18 protein-coding genes and 2 pseudogenes are annotated in these 15,736 nt (G+C 71.5%); 14 read left to right on the forward strand and 6 right to left on the reverse strand.

Features of this window, described 5'->3' with window-relative positions:
- Positions 1 to 43 precede the first annotated feature (43 nt).
- A complete protein-coding gene (locus ACZ8AI_RS21880) occupies positions 44 to 529 on the reverse strand; it encodes a glutathione peroxidase (protein ID WP_071292517.1) in 486 nt (161 codons plus the stop codon).
- A gap of 70 nt (positions 530 to 599) precedes the next feature.
- On the opposite strand from ACZ8AI_RS21880, the pseudogene glmS reads away from it, so the two are divergent.
- From glmS to ACZ8AI_RS21935, 11 genes and pseudogenes are all read left to right on the forward strand, one after another.
- Positions 600 to 2,450, forward strand: a pseudogene (glmS, locus tag ACZ8AI_RS21885) (glutamine--fructose-6-phosphate transaminase (isomerizing)).
- Between the two features lie 56 nt (positions 2,451 to 2,506).
- The gene (locus ACZ8AI_RS21890) at positions 2,507 to 2,833 is read left to right on the forward strand and encodes a holo-ACP synthase (RefSeq protein ID WP_464859821.1); all 327 of its coding nucleotides are present in this window, start codon (positions 2,507 to 2,509) and stop codon (positions 2,831 to 2,833) included.
- Positions 2,834 to 2,861: 28 nt separating this feature from the next.
- Positions 2,862 to 3,965, forward strand: coding sequence for an alanine racemase (gene alr / locus ACZ8AI_RS21895; RefSeq protein WP_464859822.1), 1,104 nt, complete (start codon positions 2,862 to 2,864; stop codon positions 3,963 to 3,965).
- Positions 3,966 to 4,036: 71 nt separating this feature from the next.
- Positions 4,037 to 4,132: pseudogene (locus tag ACZ8AI_RS21900) on the forward strand (alanine racemase); the annotation flags it as partial.
- 62 nt (positions 4,133 to 4,194) lie between these two features.
- Positions 4,195 to 5,124, forward strand: a complete 930-nt coding sequence (gene alr / locus ACZ8AI_RS21905) for an alanine racemase (protein WP_464859823.1) — start codon at positions 4,195 to 4,197, stop codon at positions 5,122 to 5,124.
- Positions 5,121 to 5,630: a tRNA (adenosine(37)-N6)-threonylcarbamoyltransferase complex ATPase subunit type 1 TsaE gene (gene tsaE / locus ACZ8AI_RS21910; RefSeq protein ID WP_464859824.1), complete on the forward strand. Its 510-nt coding sequence runs from the start codon at positions 5,121 to 5,123 to the stop codon at positions 5,628 to 5,630. Before alr (ACZ8AI_RS21905) ends, tsaE begins: the two co-directional genes overlap by 4 nt.
- 312 nt (positions 5,631 to 5,942) lie before the next feature.
- Positions 5,943 to 6,110: a hypothetical protein gene (locus tag ACZ8AI_RS21915; RefSeq protein ID WP_464859825.1), complete on the forward strand. Its 168-nt coding sequence runs from the start codon at positions 5,943 to 5,945 to the stop codon at positions 6,108 to 6,110.
- Between the two features lie 41 nt (positions 6,111 to 6,151).
- The gene (gene tsaB, locus ACZ8AI_RS21920; RefSeq protein WP_464859826.1) at positions 6,152 to 6,631 is read left to right on the forward strand and encodes a tRNA (adenosine(37)-N6)-threonylcarbamoyltransferase complex dimerization subunit type 1 TsaB; all 480 of its coding nucleotides are present in this window, start codon (positions 6,152 to 6,154) and stop codon (positions 6,629 to 6,631) included.
- Positions 6,544 to 7,467 carry a ribosomal protein S18-alanine N-acetyltransferase gene (gene rimI, locus ACZ8AI_RS21925; RefSeq protein WP_464859827.1) on the forward strand — a complete coding sequence of 308 codons (924 nt, stop codon included), beginning with the start codon at positions 6,544 to 6,546 and terminating at the stop codon, positions 7,465 to 7,467. Before tsaB ends, rimI begins: the two co-directional genes overlap by 88 nt.
- On the forward strand, positions 7,356 to 8,345 hold the full coding sequence (gene tsaD / locus ACZ8AI_RS21930; RefSeq protein ID WP_464859919.1) for a tRNA (adenosine(37)-N6)-threonylcarbamoyltransferase complex transferase subunit TsaD: 990 nt from the start codon (positions 7,356 to 7,358) through the stop codon (positions 8,343 to 8,345). The genes rimI and tsaD overlap by 112 nt, the downstream gene beginning before the upstream one ends.
- Positions 8,346 to 8,443: 98 nt before the next feature.
- Positions 8,444 to 9,295, forward strand: coding sequence for a DUF4190 domain-containing protein (locus tag ACZ8AI_RS21935; protein WP_464859828.1), 852 nt, complete (start codon positions 8,444 to 8,446; stop codon positions 9,293 to 9,295).
- 45 nt (positions 9,296 to 9,340) lie between these two features.
- Here the strand turns inward: ACZ8AI_RS21935 and ACZ8AI_RS21940 are convergent, their stop codons facing one another.
- Positions 9,341 to 10,543 (reverse strand): class I SAM-dependent methyltransferase, encoded by a 1,203-nt coding sequence (locus tag ACZ8AI_RS21940; protein WP_464859829.1) that lies wholly within the window; start codon positions 10,541 to 10,543, stop codon positions 9,341 to 9,343.
- A 160-nt stretch (positions 10,544 to 10,703) separates the two neighbouring features.
- On the opposite strand from ACZ8AI_RS21940, the gene groES reads away from it, so the two are divergent.
- Positions 10,704 to 11,000, forward strand: coding sequence for a co-chaperone GroES (gene groES / locus ACZ8AI_RS21945; protein WP_071292506.1), 297 nt, complete (start codon positions 10,704 to 10,706; stop codon positions 10,998 to 11,000).
- 135 nt (positions 11,001 to 11,135) lie between these two features.
- A complete protein-coding gene (locus tag ACZ8AI_RS21950; RefSeq protein WP_464859830.1) occupies positions 11,136 to 11,660 on the forward strand; it encodes an EamA family transporter in 525 nt (174 codons plus the stop codon).
- Here the strand turns inward: ACZ8AI_RS21950 and ACZ8AI_RS21955 are convergent.
- From ACZ8AI_RS21955 to ACZ8AI_RS21965, 3 genes are read right to left on the reverse strand one after another with little or no spacing between them, the layout of a single operon-like run.
- Positions 11,597 to 13,072: an ABC transporter substrate-binding protein gene (locus ACZ8AI_RS21955; protein WP_464859831.1), complete on the reverse strand. Its 1,476-nt coding sequence runs from the start codon at positions 13,070 to 13,072 to the stop codon at positions 11,597 to 11,599. The two genes, ACZ8AI_RS21950 and ACZ8AI_RS21955, sit on opposite strands and share 64 nt — an antisense overlap.
- Positions 12,954 to 13,391, reverse strand: a complete 438-nt coding sequence (locus tag ACZ8AI_RS21960; RefSeq protein ID WP_464859920.1) for an ABC transporter substrate-binding protein — start codon at positions 13,389 to 13,391, stop codon at positions 12,954 to 12,956. The genes ACZ8AI_RS21955 and ACZ8AI_RS21960 overlap by 119 nt, the downstream gene beginning before the upstream one ends.
- On the reverse strand, positions 13,355 to 13,534 hold the full coding sequence (locus ACZ8AI_RS21965) for a hypothetical protein (protein ID WP_464859832.1): 180 nt from the start codon (positions 13,532 to 13,534) through the stop codon (positions 13,355 to 13,357). Before ACZ8AI_RS21965 ends, ACZ8AI_RS21960 begins: the two co-directional genes overlap by 37 nt.
- Before the next feature lie 280 nt (positions 13,535 to 13,814).
- On the opposite strand from ACZ8AI_RS21965, the gene ACZ8AI_RS21970 reads away from it, so the two are divergent.
- Positions 13,815 to 14,633 carry an SDR family oxidoreductase gene (locus ACZ8AI_RS21970; protein ID WP_464859833.1) on the forward strand — a complete coding sequence of 273 codons (819 nt, stop codon included), beginning with the start codon at positions 13,815 to 13,817 and terminating at the stop codon, positions 14,631 to 14,633.
- Positions 14,634 to 15,082: 449 nt separating this feature from the next.
- On the opposite strand, the gene ACZ8AI_RS21975 is transcribed toward ACZ8AI_RS21970, so the two are convergent.
- Positions 15,083 to 15,601, reverse strand: coding sequence for a hypothetical protein (locus ACZ8AI_RS21975; protein WP_464859834.1), 519 nt, complete (start codon positions 15,599 to 15,601; stop codon positions 15,083 to 15,085).
- Positions 15,602 to 15,736 lie beyond the last annotated feature (135 nt).

Here is a 15,736-nt window from a genome sequence, read left to right on the forward strand (position 1 = left end):
CCTCCAGTCCAGTGCTCGGTGCGCGTCCGCAGGACGCGACGCGTCAGGCGGGGAGAGCCGCCTCGATGGCGGCGATGACCTGCGGAGCATCCGGCTTCGTGGTCGGACGGAAGCGCGAGACGGTGCCGTCCGGGGCGACGAGGAACTTCTCGAAGTTCCACGAGACGCGACCCGCCTTGCCGTCGGCGTCCGGGGTCTCCTTGAGGGCCTGGTAGAGCGGGTGCGCGCCCTTGCCGTTGACCTTCACCTTCTCGGACATCGGGAAGGTGACGCCCCACGTGGTCGAGCAGTACTCGTCGATCGCCTCGGACGAGCCGAGTTCCTGCAGGAACTGGTTGCTGGGGAAGCCGAGCACCGTGAAGCCGCGGGGGCCGTACTCCTTCTGCAGGGCTTCGAGCTGCTCGTACTGCGGCGCCAGACCGCACCGCGACGCGACGTTCACGACCAGCACCGCCTTGTCCGCGTAGGCGCCGAACGTGGTGTCCTCGCCGTGCAGTGTGGTGATGGCGATGTCGTCGAAGCGTCCCATGTCCCAAACGTTATCCCCAGCCCTGCGCCTTCGCAGGGTCGGTGCCCAGGCAGACCGTAGGATCGTCCCCATGTGTGGAATCGTCGGCTACGTCGGCAGCAACAGCAGCCAGGACGTGCTCCTCGGTGGTCTTCGTCGTCTCGAGTACCGCGGCTACGACTCGACAGGGCATCGCCGTGGTCGACGGCTCGCAGGAACTCGCCTCCGCCAAGAAGGCGGGCAAGCTCCAGGCCCTGGTCGACGAGCTCGAGTCGCACCCGATCGCCGACGGCGGCACCGGCATCGGCCACACCCGCTGGGCGACCCACGGTGGCCCGACCGACGGCAACGCGCACCCGCACCTGGCTGACGGCGGCAAGCTCGCGCTCATCCACAACGGCATCATCGAGAACTTCTCCGAGCTCCGCGCCGAGCTGCAAGGCAGAAGGCGTCGAGTTCCTCAGCGAGACCGACTCCGAGGTCGCCGCGCACCTCGTCGCACGCGCGTTCCGCGAGACCGGTGACCTGACCTCCGCCATGCAGCAGGCCGTGCAGCGGCTCGAGGGGGCCTTCACGCTCCTCGTCGTGCACGCCGACCAGCCCGGTGTCGTCGTCGGTGCCCGTCGCAACTCCCCCCTCGTGGTCGGCCTCGGCGACGGCGAGAGCTTTATGGGCTCGGACGGTGGCCGCGTTCGTCGCCTACACGCAGCGCGCGCTGTCGATCGGGCAGGACGAGATCGCCACGATCCGCCCCGACGGCGTCGACGTCATCCACTTCGACGGCACCCCGGCCGCGCCGAGCGAGTTCGAGGTGAACTTGGACGCCTCCGCCGCCGACAAGGGCGGCTGGAGCTCCTTCATGGCGAAGGAGATCAGCGAGGAGCCCGAGGCCGTCGCGAAGACGATCCTCGGCCGCGTGCACGACGGCGCCGTCACCCTGCACGACCTCGACCCGATCGCCGAGCGCCTGGCGACCGTCGACCGCGTCATCGTGATCGCCTGCGGCACCGCCGCCTACGCCGGCATCCTCGGCAAGTACGCCATCGAGCAGTGGGCCCGCATCCCCGTCGAGGTCGAGCTCGCCCACGAGTTCCGCTACCGCGACCCGGTGCTGAACGAGCGCACCCTGGTCGTCTCGATCAGCCAGTCCGGCGAGACCATGGACACGCTCATGGCCGTCAAGTACGCGCGTGAGCAGGGCGCGCAGGTGCTGTCGATCTGCAACACCCAGGGCGCCACGATCCCGCGCGAGTCCGACGCGGTCATCTACACGCACGCCGGCCCCGAGGTCGCGGTCGCGTCGACGAAGGCCTTCATCGCCCAGGGCGTCGCGCTCTACCTGCTCGGGCTGCACCTCGCCACGCTGCGGGGCACGCTGACGGCCGAGCAGATCGCCGAGCAGGTCGCCGAGCTCGAGGCCTCGCCCCGAAGCTCCAGCAGACCATCGACGACGCGTCCGGCATCAAGGACCTCGCCCGCTGGATGGCGGACACCCGGAGCGTGCTGTTCCTCGGTCGGCACGTCGGGTACCCGATCGCGCTCGAGGGTGCGCTGAAGCTCAAGGAGCTCGCGTACATCCACGCCGAGGGCTTCGCCGCCGGTGAGCTCAAGCACGGCCCGATCGCCCTCATCGAGCCCGGGCAGATCGTCTTCGTGATCGTGCCGTCCCCGCGTGACCCCCGGTCGCTGCACCCGAAGGTGGTGTCGAACATCCAGGAGATCCGCGCCCGCGGCGCCCGGGTGATCGCCATCGCGGAAGAGGGCGACGCCGCCGTGCTGCCCTTCGCCGACGAGGTCCTGCGCATCCCGCTCGCGACGCCGCTGTTCGAGCCGCTGCTCGCCGTGGCGCCGCTGCACATGTTCGGCATGGAGCTCGCCGCGGCGGAGGCGCCTCGACGTCGACCAGCCGCGCAACCTCGCGAAGTCGGTCACCGTCGAGTAGACGGCGATGTCATCGGCATCGGTGTCGACGTCGTCGACCTGGAGCGGTTCGAGCTGGTGCTCGACCGCACGCCGGCGATGCGCACGCGGCTGTTCACGCCGGCGGAGCTGATCCGCGACGGGAGCCCCGTCCGATCGCGTCGCTCGCGGCGCGGTTCGCCGCGAAGGAAGCGCTCATCAAGGCGTTCGGGTCGAGTGGGGCTCAGTTGGCAGGACCTCGAGGTCGTCTCCGACGACCAGCGGAACCCGTCGCTCACGCTGCGGCGTGGGGCCCAGCAGGTCGCCGAGACGCGGGGCGTCGGGTCGGTGCACCTGTCGCTGTCGCACGACGGCGGGATCGCCACGGCCTTCGTGGTGTTGGAAGGAACAGGGGAATCGGCTTGAGTGCGTTCACCGCCGAGGGGGTCGCGTCATGAGCGCGTTCACCGGCATCACGGTCGACCGGGAGGCGCTCATCGCCAACTACGCGACGGTCGCCGAACGGGTGGCCCCGTCCGGCGTCATCGCGGTCGTCAAGGCCAACGGGTACGGCCACGGCGCGGCCGAGGCCGCGCAGGCGTTCGTCGACGCCGGGGCCGAGTGGCTCGGCGTCGCCGACATCGACGAGGCGCTCGCGCTCCGGCAGGCCGGCATCGACGAGGGGGGTCCGCATCCTCGCGTGCTGCACGCCCCCGACGAGGACTTCCGCCGTGCGGCCCGGCACGGTGTCACCCCGGCGGTGTCGAGCGTGTCGCAGCTGGCCGCCGCCGCCGACTCCGAGGTCCCCGCCGTCCACATCTGCGTCGACACGGGCCTCGGTCGCAGCGGTGCGGTCGAGTCCGAGTGGGCCGAGCTCTTCGCGACCGCGGGCCGTCTCGCCCGGAGCGGTGCCCGCACCCGGGTCGAGGGGCTCATGTCGCACCTGTCGAACGCGTCGCGTGCCGACGACCTCGACCAGGACGCCGCCCTGCAGCGGGCGCTCGACGGCCTCGCTGCGAACGGCATCGTGCCGGACGTGGTGCACCTCGCCGCCAGCGCCGCGAGCATCGCCGTCCCCGAGACCCGTCACGACCTGGCCCGGGTCGGGCTCGCGCTGTACGGGCTCAGCCCGTTCCCCGACCGCACCTCGGCCGACCTCGGGCTGCGCCCCGCGATGCGCGTCACGGCCGCGGTCCTCCGCACAGTGCCGGTGCGCGCGGGCGAGGGCGTCAGCTACGGCTACACCTGGCGCGCCGAGACGGACACCCGGCTCGCGGTGATCGGCCTCGGCTACGCGGACGGCTTCGACCGCGACTTCGGCAACCGCGTCGTCGTCCGGATCGGCGACGGCACGTTCCCGGTCGTCGGACGCGTGGCGATGAACGCGATGCACGTCGACATCGGCGACGCCGACGTGCAGGTCGGCGACGAGGCCGTCCTCTGGGGCGACCCGGCGAACGGCGACCCCGCGGTGGAGGACTGGGCCGCGGCGGTCGGCACGATCAACTACGAGGTGGTCGCGCGGGTCGGCCGCAGCGTGGAACGGAGGACGACGTGAACGCGCCGCTGCGCCGGGCCGAGATCGACCTCGACGCCTACCGCGCCAACCTCGACCTGGTCCGCGAGTGGATGGACCCCGTCGAGGTGATGGCGATCATGAAGGCCGACGCCTACGGGCACGGCCTCGAACCGATCGCGCTCGCCGCGGTCGATGCCGGCATCCGCTGGATCGGCGTGCTGACGGTCCCCGCGGCCCTGCGCCTCGGTCGATCGGCGTCGGCGAGGACGTGCACCTGTTCACGTGGCAGCACGACCCCGCGCTCGACTTCCGCGACGCGATCGACTCCGCCGTCGACCTCGGCGTCTCGAACGTCGCCGAGCTGCAGCGGGTCGTCGACGCCGTCGACCAGCGCCCCGCGCGGGTGCACCTCGGCGTCGACTCCGGGCTGCACCGCGACGGCGCGACGCTCGAGGCCTGGCCGGCGCTCGTCGCGCTCGCCGTGGACGCCCAGCGCGCCGGACGCATCGAGGTCGTCGCCGCGTACACGCACCTCGCCGAGTCCTCCGACGAAGACGACGCCTCCGCCGTCGCGCTGTTCGACGCCGCGGTCGAGCAGGCCGAGGACCTCGGGCTCGACGTGCCGACGGAGCACGTCGCCGCCTCGCTCGCCGGGCTCGAGCGCAAGGAGTTCCGCAAGGACATGGTCCGGATGGGCGCGAACCTGTTCGGCATCCCCGGGGCGGACGGCGTCTCGGCGTCGGACCTCGGACTCGAACCCGTGATGACGCTGACGGCCTCGGTCGCGAAGACGAAGCGGGTGCCCGTCGACACCGGCGTCTCGTACGACTACACGTACCGGACCCTCGCCGAGACGACGCTCGCCCTCGTGCCCGTCGGCTACGCGGACGGCGTCCCGCGACTGGCGCAGGGGCGCATCGAGGTCGCCATCGGCGGGACCCGCTACCCGATCGCCGGTCGGGTCGCCATGGACCAGTTCCTGGTCGACGTCGGTGACGACGACGTGCAGGTCGGCGACGCCGTGGTGCTCTTCGGCACGGGCGAGCACGACGAGATGACCGTCCTCGAGTGGGGGCAGGCGCTCGGCACCATCGGTGAGGAGATCGTCTGCCGGATCGGTGCCCGGGTGCCGCGCGTCTACGAAGGCCACCGTGTCGAGGGGCACGTCGCCGAGTACCTCCGGGGCGAGCAGCCGTGACCGAGCAGTCCCGCGTCCTGCTCGACACCACCGTGGCGACCACGGCGGAGATGGGCGCCCTCGGGGCCCGGCTGGCGGCGGTCCTGCGCGCCGGTGACCTCGTCGTGCTCACCGGGCCGCTCGGCGCCGGCAAGACCACGATGACCCGCGGCCTCGGCGCGGCGCTCGGAGCCCGTGGGCAGGTGTCGAGCCCGACCTTCGTGCTCGCGCGGACGCACCCGACGACCGCCGGCCCGGACCTGGTGCACGTCGACGCCTACCGCCTGTCGGATCCGGTCGAGCTCGACGACCTCGACCTCGACTGGGACGCCTCGATCGTCGTGGTCGAGTGGGGGCGCGGGTTCGTCGACGGCATCGCCGACAGTGTCCTCGACGTCGAGATCATCCGCGCGACCGGCGCCGACGCGACCGCGGACGACGAACTCGACCCGGACGACGTCCCCGACGAGCCCCGCCGCGTGGTCGTCACCGGCACGGGTCCCCGCTGGGCCGACGCCGTCCTCTGACCCGGCGCGCCCCGCTCCGCCGCAGAGTTGTATCTTCTTCGCGAAGTTATAAGCAGAATGCCCTCTTGATTGTGACGTCGGCATGCGCCGAGAAGACTTCCGGTCAGAACGCTTCGGCGCACTGACGACCCGCCCGCTGCTCCGAGTGGCCGCACGCGTACTTCCTCCCGTCGCCGATCCCGAGGGAACTCTCGCTCGAAGCGGTCACGGACGCTGCGGTGTCCCGCGCCGACATCGCCATCGGTCGCCTCGCCGGCCTTCGGCAACTCGTGCAGGAACCCGAACTCCTGACCGGTCCTCACGGTGGCTTCCGTGCGACGAGCGCTCGACGTCTCGCAGCCGACGGCGTCCTCGCTGCTCCGCCGTGCGGAAGAACACGGCTGGGTGCGGTCCCTCGGACGCGCCGGCCGCGGCGGACGAGAGCGGTGGCGGGCCGACGAGATCTGGCAGGCAGTCGCGGGCCGCCTGGCCGAGGACTGAGTGCCGCAGTAGGGACCGTCCGCCACGCCTACGATGGACGGGTGCTGCTCGCGATCGACACCTCCGCCGGGACCTCCGTCGCCGTCGTCGACCCGACGACCGGTCAGGCCCTCGCGACCCGTGACACCGAGGACAGCCGTCGGCACGCCGAGGTGATCGGCCCCTTCCTCGCCGAGGTCCTCGACGAGGCCGGCCTCGCCGGCGCCGACGTCACCGGTGTCGTCGCCGGCATGGGCCCCGGACCGTTCACCGGCCTCCGCGTCGGCATCGCCGCCGCCCGCACCTTCGCCGCGGCACGCGGCGTCCCCTTCTCCCGCTGGTCAGCCACGACGCGGTCGCGGCCGACCAGCCGCAGAGCGGCCCGTTCGTCGTCCTCACGGACGCCCGCCGCCGCGAGGTCTACTGGAGCGCCTGCGACGCCGACGGCGTCCGCGTGGCCGGCCCCGGACTCGCCAAGCCGGCGGACCTCGACGAGGCGATCCGCGCCTCCAGGCCAGAAGCGGTGGGCTGGGACCGCGTGACCGTCGCGTCCATCCCGGCCTGGAGGCTCGGGGCGCTCGCCGTGGACCGGCTCGCGTCCGGTGCGCCCTTCGCCGACGACACCCCGCTCTACCTGCGTGATCCCGACGTGACGATGCCGGGTGCGCCGAAGCGGGTCAAGCAAGTGACCCTGCCCGACGGCCTGCGCCTGCGGCGCGCCTACCCGCAGGACCTCGACGACGTGATGTGGCTCGAGCACGCGTCGTTCCCGACGGACGCGTGGTCGGCGTCGCAGATGTCCGGTGAGCTGTACTCGCCGCACGGGTACTACGTCGTCGTCGAGACGACCGAGGGCGGTGCGCCGACGGTCGTCGGCTACGCCGGGCTCTCGTCGCTCGCCGGCAACCCGGTGGCGGACGTGCAGACCATCGCGGTCGCCGCCGACCAGCGGGGGAAGGGCATCGGCCGGGTGCTCTTCACCGAGCTCCTCGACGAGGCCCGACGCCGTGGCGTGCACGAGGTGTTCCTCGAGGTCCGCGCCGACAACCCCGTCGCGCAGGCGATGTACACCGCGTTCGGGTTCGAGCGGATCGCGGTCCGTCCCCGCTACTACCAGCCGGACGGCGTCGACGCGTGGGTGATGCGCGCCGGAGCTCCCGCACGGTGCCACGGACGGCCCGGGACCGATCGGACAGGAGGCCCTCGATGGCTGAACCACTCGTGCTCGGCATCGAGACGAGCTGCGACGAGACCGGCGTCGGGATCGTGCGCGGGAGCACCCTGCTCGCGAACGTCATCGCGTCGAGCATGGAGGAGCACGCGCGCTACGGCGGCGTCGTGCCCGAGGTGGCCGCACGCGCACACCTCGAGGCGATGACGCCGACGCTCGAGGCCGCGCTCGACCAGGCGGGCGTCACGCTCGACGAGCTCGACGCCGTCGCGGTGACCGCGGGCCCGGGCCTGGCCGGAGCACTCATGGTCGGCGTCGGCGCGGCGAAGGCCCTCGCCGTGGCGACGGGCAAGCCCCTGTACGGCGTGAACCACCTGGTCGGACACGTCGGAGCGGACGTCCTGCGGGCGGACGGCACCGAGATCGACCTGCCGACTGTGGCGCTGCTGGTGTCCGGCGGGCACACGTCGCTGCTGCTCGTGCGCGACCTGGTCGGGGACGTCGAACTCCTGGGCGAGACGATCGACGACGCCGCAGGCGAAGCGTTCGACAAGGTCGCACGACTGCTCGGGCTGCCGTACCCCGGCGGACCGCAGATCGACCGGGCGGCAGCTGACGGCGACCCGACGGCGATCCGGTTCCCCCGCGGCCTGACGCTGCCGAAGGACCTGGCCGCGCACCGCTACGACTTCTCGTTCTCCGGGCTGAAGACCTCGGTCGCACGCTGGGTGGAGCGGTGCCGTGACGAAGGTCGCGAGGTCCCGGTGGCCGACGTCGCCGCGAGCTTCCGCGAGGCCGTGGTCGACGTGCTCATCACGAAGGCGCTGAACGCCTGCCGGGACACCGGGGTCGACCGACTCCTGCTCGGCGGCGGTGTCGTGGCGAACGCCCGGCTCCGAGCGGTGGCCGAGGAACGCTGTGCGGCGGCCGGGGTCGAGCTCCGGATCCCGCCGCTCGACCTCTGCACCGACAACGGCGCGATGATCGCGGCCATCGGTGCGCGGTTGGTCGCGGAGGGGCGCGCGCCGAGCGACCTCGGCATCGCTGCGGACTCGACGCTGCCGGTGACGACCGTCCAGGTCTGACGACGGGCGCCGTCCGGGTTCGCGTCCGGGGCGGTGGCAAGTCGTCTGTGGGAGTATTCACAAGGCACCGACGACCGAGGTGCCGAGAGGGGTGGACGGTGTCCGATCAGAACCAGTGGCCGAAGCCGGGCGAGACGACGCCGGAGGGTGGCGCGTCAGCGAACCAGCCGGAGCAGAGCGCGCAGCCGACGTCCGGACAGCCTGACGCCGGGCAGTACGACGGTGGGCAGGCCGACGGCGGCCAGTCGCAGCAGTACGGTGCCTCCGCCCCGGAAGCCCCGGCATCCGCCCCCGCCCCTGCGCCGACTGACCCGTGGGCGCAGTCCGGCCAGGGATCGGCGGCGCAGGGCGTCTCGGGTGGGTACGCGGCTCCACAGAACCCGTACGCCGCACCTGGTCAGCAGAGCGGCCAGTACGGCCAGGGCGGGCAGTACGGCCAGCCGGGCGGTCAGTACGGCCAGTACGGTCAGCAGATCGGCCAGCCGGGCTCCGGCGCCCCGCAGAACCCGTACGCCGCACCCGGCCAGCAGAGCGGCCAGTACGGCCAGCAGGGCGGGCAGCCCGGCTACGGCGCCCCGCAGAATCCGTACGCGACGGGCCAGCAGAACCCCTACGCCCCCGCCGGCTACCAGCCGTACGCGCAGCGTCCGAAGACGAACACGCTCGCGATCCTCTCGATCGTCTTCGCGTTCGGCGGCATCATCATCTGGCCGCTCGTGATCCTGACCAGCCCCGCCGGCGCGATCATGGGCCACATCGCCCTCGGCAAGATCAAGCAGACCGGTGAGGGCGGCCGCGGTCTGGCGCTCGCCGGGGTCATCGGCGGATGGGCCCTGACGGGCCTGTTCATCCTGATCGTCGGGCTCATCGTCGTCCTCGGGGCGATCTCCGGGTCGTACTCGTCGGACTACGACTACAACAGCTACGACTCGGGCGCCTTCATCCTCTGACCCGGCCGGCCCGGCCGGCCCGGCCGGCCCGGCTCGAACCGCGCCCTACCCGGCCGTCTCGGAGAGCCGCTCGCACAGGATCGCGGTGTGCCGTCCCTCCAGGCGGGTGAGCACGAGCGTGACGCGACCGCTGCCGCGCAACCGCAGCCGCTTGCGGAACTGCGCCGGGTCGACGTCGACCCCGCGCTTCTTGATCTCCACCGTGCCGATGTCGTCGGCCGCCAGACGTGCCGCGAGCTTCTTCACGTCGAGCGGCATCGTGTCGAGCACGCGGAACCCCTGCGCGAACGGGGTGGTGACGGCCCGGTCGGAGGTGACGTACGCGATGCCCTCGGAGAGCATGCGGCCGTCGAGGGACCGTGCGAGGTCGCCGATGAGCCGAGCCCGGATGACGGCGCCGTCGGGTTCGTAGAGGTACGAGCCGAGGGACCGACTCCACGTCCTCGGCGTCGGCGGCCCCGACGAGTTCGGCGATGCCGTGCGACCCCGATCACGGTCGCGGCGCGGCGGACGCCCGGTCGGGCGAGCGGGCCGAACCACAGGGCGAGTTCGACGACCTCGCGGTCGACGGAGGTCCACTGCGCCTCGGCGGTGTCCGGGATCAGGTCGCGGTCGACGCCCGGACCGAGCTTCACACCGGTGGGGTTCATCGCTCGCGGCTGCGAACACGGTGTCGAGCGACGGCGACCAGTCGTCCGGGTCCGCCAGGCGGCGGGTGTCCGAGTGGCCGGAGGTGCGTCGTGCGGGGTCCATCCAGACGCCGTCGACGCTGGACACGTCGAACGACGCCGCGTCGCCGAGCTCGACCCGGGCGTTCGGCCAGGGAGCGAGGTTGTGCGTGGCGACGGCCGCGGTCACCTCGTCGCGGTCGACGGCGGTGACGTCGAGGTCGAGCGCCGCCATCGCCAACGCGTCCCCGCCGATCCCGCAGCCGAGGTCGGCGACCCGGGTCAGCCCTGCGGCTGCGAAGCGTCCGGCGTGCTGTGCGGCGACCTGCAGGCGGGTGGCCTGCTCGAGGCCGGCCTCGGTGAAGAGCATGCGGGCCGCGAAGTCGCCGAACTTCCCCCGCGCCTTCTGCCGGAGCTTCGCCTGCGTCAGGACCGCTGCCACGAGCCCGGGATCGTGCCCTTCGGCCCGCAGCCGAGCGACGACCCGCACGATCTCACCGCCGTCCGAGACGGCGGGGGTACGGTCGAGCAGGGCCATCCCCGCGGGGGTGAGCAACTGGGCGAGGTCGGCGGCTTCCACGCGTCGATCCTCCCAGGTCGCCGAGAGGCTCGACCTGGGTTGGCACTCGGATTGACCGAGTGCCAACGACCTCCTAGAGTTGGCGTTGGCACTCTCCTGTGCGTAGTGCCAACCCGGTTTTCATCAGTACCGAGTCTCTACCGAGAAAGAAGAGGTCACCGTGGCCGTCAGCATCAAGCCGCTCGAGGATCGCATCGTCATCCGCCAGGTCGAGGCGGAGCAGACCACCGCTTCCGGTCTGGTCATCCCGGACACCGCGAAGGAGAAGCCCCAGGAGGGCGAGGTCGTCGCCGTGGGTCCGGGTCGTATCGACGACAACGGCAACCGCGTCCCGCTCGACGTCGCCGTGGGTGACAAGGTCATCTACTCGAAGTACGGCGGCACCGAGGTCAAGTACTCGGGCGAGGACCTCCTCGTCCTCTCGGCCCGCGACGTCCTCGCGGTCATCGAGCACTGAGTCCAGTACTCACCGAGAACGCCCCGTTGGCTCCGGCCGGCGGGGCGTTCTCGCGTCCGGTCGGTGGTCACGTCGCGGCGGCCGGGAGGCACGGTGCCCGCCCGCAGCGTCGGTCCGGCTTCCTAGGATGGTTCCGTGAGTGAACCGAGTCCGGCGCGTCCGCCCCGCAGCGAGGCATCCGTGGGTGTCGTCCAGGGCATCGTCGCGTACGGACTCTGGGGACTCATGCCGCTGCTCTTCGCGGCGATGGCCCCCGCCGGCGCGTTCGAGATCGTCGCGTGGCGCATCGTCTTCGGGCTGGTGTTCTGCGCGGTCGCGATCGCCGTGACCCGTTCGTGGCTGCGGACCCGCACGCTGATGGCGCAGCGCCGGGTGATGCTCGTGATGGGCCTGGCCGCGGTGCTCATCCTGGTGAACTGGACCGTGTACGTCGCTGCCACGACCACCGGCCACACGGTCGAGGCGGCGCTCGGGTACTTCATCAACCCGCTCGTCACGATCGCGCTCGGCGTGCTGGTGCTCCGCGAACGGCTGCGGCCAGCGCAGTGGGCGGCCGTCGGCATCAGCGTCGTGGCGGTCGTCGTGATCGCGGTCGGCTACGGCGGATGCCGTGGATCTCCCTGGCGCTGGCGTTCTCGTTCGGCCTGTACGGCCTCGTGAAGAAGCGGGTCGGCGGCACCGTGGACGCCCTGAGCGGCCTGACGATCGAGACCGTGTGGCTGCTGCCGATCGCGGTCGTGGCGCTCGTCGTGCTCGGCATGACCGGCCTCGGCGGCGGACTGACGTTCACGAGCGAGGGCTGGGTGCACGTCCTCGTCACGCTGCTGACCGGGCCGGCGACGGCGGTGCCGCTGCTGCTGTTCGCGTCGTCGGCGCGGCGGGTGAAGCCTTCTACGCTCGGGCTGACGCAGTACCTCGCGCCGATCATGCAGCTGCTGGTGGGTGTGGTCGTGCAGCACGAGCCGATGTCGGGAGCGCGGTGGTTCGGCTTCGGCATCGTGTGGCTCGCGCTGGTCATCCTCACCGTCGACTCCTTCGCGGCGGCTCGGGCGTCGCGGCGCCGGGCGCTCGCATCCGCGCCCGCCGAGCCGGTCTGACGGGGCTGAGCCGCGCCTCCAGGCCGCCCGCCCGCACCGCGAGAGCGACAGTTCTCCACGGGGGTTCCGCGGAGAACTGTCGCTCTCGAGAGGTGGTTCTGGTGTTCTACTTCTTGATCGAGCCCTGGATGGCGCTCTGGTAGACGGGCTTGTTGTCGCCGTCGAACTTGTAGATGCCGATGTAGGCGCTCGACGGGTCGTTGTTGTCGTCGAACGGACCGATGCCCGACGGGCCCGTGTAGTGGATGTCCTCACCCTTGTCGAGCAGGGCGACGCAGTCCTTGAACGTCGAGCACTCGGTGCCGCCGTCGGCTCCGGACACCTTGGCCATGTTGGCCTGGATGGTGCCCGAGTCCGTGCCCTTGCCTTCACCGCCGCCAGCGCGGCGAGGACGGTGGCGTCGTAGGACTCGGCCGCGTACGAGTAGTCGGCCAGGTCCTTGCCGGACGACTTCTTGTAGAAGGCGGCGAGCTGCTGCTTGAACTCGTCCTTCGGCGAGGCGCCGGGGATCGTGCCCTGCGCGCCGGTCAGCGTGCCCTTGTCGAAGTCCTTCGAGTAGTCGGCGGTGTTGCCGTCCGACATGTAGATCTTCGCCTTGTTCCCCTGCGAGACGAGCTCCGGAATGATCGACTTCGTCTCGTCGAAGGCCAGGACGACGATCGCGTCGGGCTTCGCGGCCAGCGCGGCCGTCACCTCGGACGAGAACGTGGTCTGTCCGGGCGGGAACTCCTGGCCCTTGCCCTTGCCGCCGTAGACGATCGAGCCGCCCGAGTCCTCGACGGCCTTCTGCACGGTGTTGCGGAGCCCCGTGCCGTAGGTGTCGTTGAAGACCAGGAACGCGACCTTGGCGTTGCCGTCACCCGTGACGAGCTGGCCGAGCGCCGAACCCTGCACGGAGTCCGGCGGAGCGGTCCGGTAGTAGTACGACGAGTAGCCCGACAGGTCCGCCGCCGTGTTGGCGGGGGAGATCTCCACGATGCAGTTGCTCGTCCAGCTGGTCGATCACGTTGAGCGTGACGCTCGAGGACTCGGCGCCGATCGCGACCGGCACCTTGGCGTTCACGAGCTTCGTCGCCGCCGAGCTCGACACGGTCATGTCGTTGCTGTCGCCCGAGTCGGTGGCGGGGTCGATCGTGACGTCCTTGTCGAGCACGCCGCCGGCCGCGTTGATGTCCTGCACCGCGAGGCCGACTCCGGACTCGGCGGGCGGGTTCAGGTACGCGAGCGAGCCGGTGAGCGGCAGGATCGTGCCGATCTTCAGCGCGTCGGTGCCGGGGGTGTCAGGGCCTTGCAGCTGGCGGCGGGGTCCTTCTTCGCGCCGCCCGAGGCGGACGAGGACGGCGAGGTGTCGCCCGAGGTGGTGGAACAGGCGGCGAGGAGGAGCGCTGCCGCTCCCGCCACCGCCAGTGCCGTGGTGGCACGGGTGGTTCTGATCATCCGTGGAGCCCTTTCTCTGCGCGGAGGCCGAGCCGCATCGGGTCGAGCGCGGCGTCCTCCACGTGGGATGTCGAGAAAGCTAGGGCGGATGTGTTTCGCCCGTGTGTCGTTCATCCACCCCTGGGTGTTTCGTTACAGACCCGTGATGAATCTGTACAGACGTACGGAACCCCTGATGAGCTGACCGACCGGACGGTCGGAGCGGGTCACCGGCGCCGCCTGACCGGAGCGCGCGGAAGCTGACGGACGCTGCGGAGGCCTCCGCGTACGGTCCCCGGACATGAGCGAACCGACCTCGACCACCACCTTCCGCCCCACGCGCGCGATCGTCACCGGAGCCGAGTCCGGCATCGGTCGAGCGACCGCCGTGGCCCTCGCGGCCGCCGGCATGGACGTCGGCATCACGTACCTGTCCGAGCCCGAGCGCGCGGAGCAGACCGCGGCCGAGGTGCGCGATGCCGGCCGCCGCGTCTTCGTCGAACAGATCGACGTCACGCAGCTCGACCAGGCCGGCGCCGTGATCGACCGCCTCGCCGAGCAGCTCGGCGGGGTGGACGTCATCGTCGCCGACGCGGGGACCGGTGACAACGCGCCGTTCCTCGACCTCACGCTCGACCAGTGGCGGCACACCGTCGCGACGGACCTCGACGGTGCCTTCGTCACCATCCAGGCGGCCGCCCGACGGATGGTAGCGCAGGGCACCGGTGGTCGGGTCATCGGGATCACGAGCGTGCACGAGCACCAGCCCCGGTACGGATCGGCCGCCTACGACGCCGCGAAGCACGGGCTCGGCGGGCTGCTCAAGACCATCGCGATCGAGCTCGCCGAGCACGGGATCACGGCGAACGCCGTCGCGCCGGGGGAGATCGCCACGCGGATGACCGGCGCCGAGGACCAGGACCCGCACACCATCGCGCGTCCGGGGGTCCCGCTCGGCCGACCCGGCAACGCGTGGGAGATCGCGGCGGCGGTGGCGTTCCTGGCGTCGCCCGCGTCGTCGTACATAACCGGGGTGTCCCTGCCGGTCGACGGCGGCATGCTGCAGATGGGACCGCACGGCGGCTCGCACATCACGTCGGACGACTGGCGGAGCGCGTAGGGCGGCGCGCCTCGGCCGGGGTCCCCGCAAAACGCAACTCGGGCGGTTTCTCGCAGCGGTACAGCGCTGCGGAGAGCCGCCCGAGTTGCGTTTTGCGCTCACGCGCCGGTCGGCAAGCTCCGCTGCGCGGAGGACTGCCCGCAAGCGACCGGGCGTCCGGACCTCGGTCCAGCCCCAGCGGACGACGCGACGGACCTCGGGGCGCAGGAGCAGCGACTGTTCGCGGGACTTCTCTCGGCGTACCGCGTCCACGTCCTCGTACTTCCCGAGTCCGTCGAACTCGCCGATGATCCCCGCACGTGCCCACCAGAAGTCGACGCGGAACGGTCCGAACGACTGTTGGAGCACCGGCGGTGGAAAGCCGTCATCGTCGAGTCGGACGCGGCTCACCGATTCTCCGGGTGAATCCGCGAGCGGGTCGGCGAACCGGAGTGCCCGTCGGCCCTTCGTCATACCGCGCGGGGACGGCCACGCGGCGAACGCGCGGCGGATCTCGTCGACGTCCGAGAGTCGTTCGCGCAGGACGTGGTCGAGGACGGCGACGGCGTTCTCGAACGACGTGCCCGGACGGTGTCGACCACGGTCCGGATGAGGGACGTGACGCGTCGACCATCGACCACCACGATCTCGTCAGCGAGGAGCGGTGCCGCGTGACGGACCACTCTGCGACCGGAGTGCGTGGTGCTCAGGAGGGGATCCGTGACGTGCACGCGGCGGTCGGGGCGATCCACGTCGGGGAGTCCCCACAGCAGCGCAGCCGATCGGTGTGAGAGCACGCGCCACTCACCGATCGAGGTGACCACTGCCTCCAGTTCGATGCGTGCTCGCTGCTGGACGGAGGCCGCGTGCCACGCCGACTGGTCGACGGCGACACCGTGCGTGACGCGGACGAGTTCACCGCGTCGCACCGCGTGCTGCGAGTGCCGGTCGTCCGAGGTCAGCAGGATGAGTCGTGGTGGTGCGTCCATGCGACGAGCGTGCTCGACGCATCGGCCGGCACGGCGCCACAGGTGGCGATCTGTAGGAGAACTCCTGCGCTCCCAGTCCGAGGCCCGCTGAAACGCAACGTCGGCGGCTCCTCGCAGCGGTATGACGCTGCGAGA

It is taken from the genome of Curtobacterium sp. AC273 (assembly GCF_979253735.1).

Excerpts from the sequence above, each read along its gene's own strand:
- ACZ8AI_RS21880 (WP_071292517.1), bottom strand. The coding sequence starts at position 529 with ATGGGACGCTTCGACGACATCGCCATCACCACACTGCACGGCGAGGAC.
- alr (WP_464859822.1), top strand. The coding sequence starts at position 2,862 with ATGAGCGCGTTCACCGGCATCACGGTCGACCGGGAGGCGCTCATCGCC.
- ACZ8AI_RS21965 (WP_464859832.1), bottom strand. The coding sequence starts at position 13,534 with ATGATCAGAACCACCCGTGCCACCACGGCACTGGCGGTGGCGGGAGCG.
- ACZ8AI_RS21970 (WP_464859833.1), top strand. The coding sequence starts at position 13,815 with ATGAGCGAACCGACCTCGACCACCACCTTCCGCCCCACGCGCGCGATC.
- ACZ8AI_RS21975 (WP_464859834.1), bottom strand. The coding sequence starts at position 15,601 with ATGGACGCACCACCACGACTCATCCTGCTGACCTCGGACGACCGGCAC.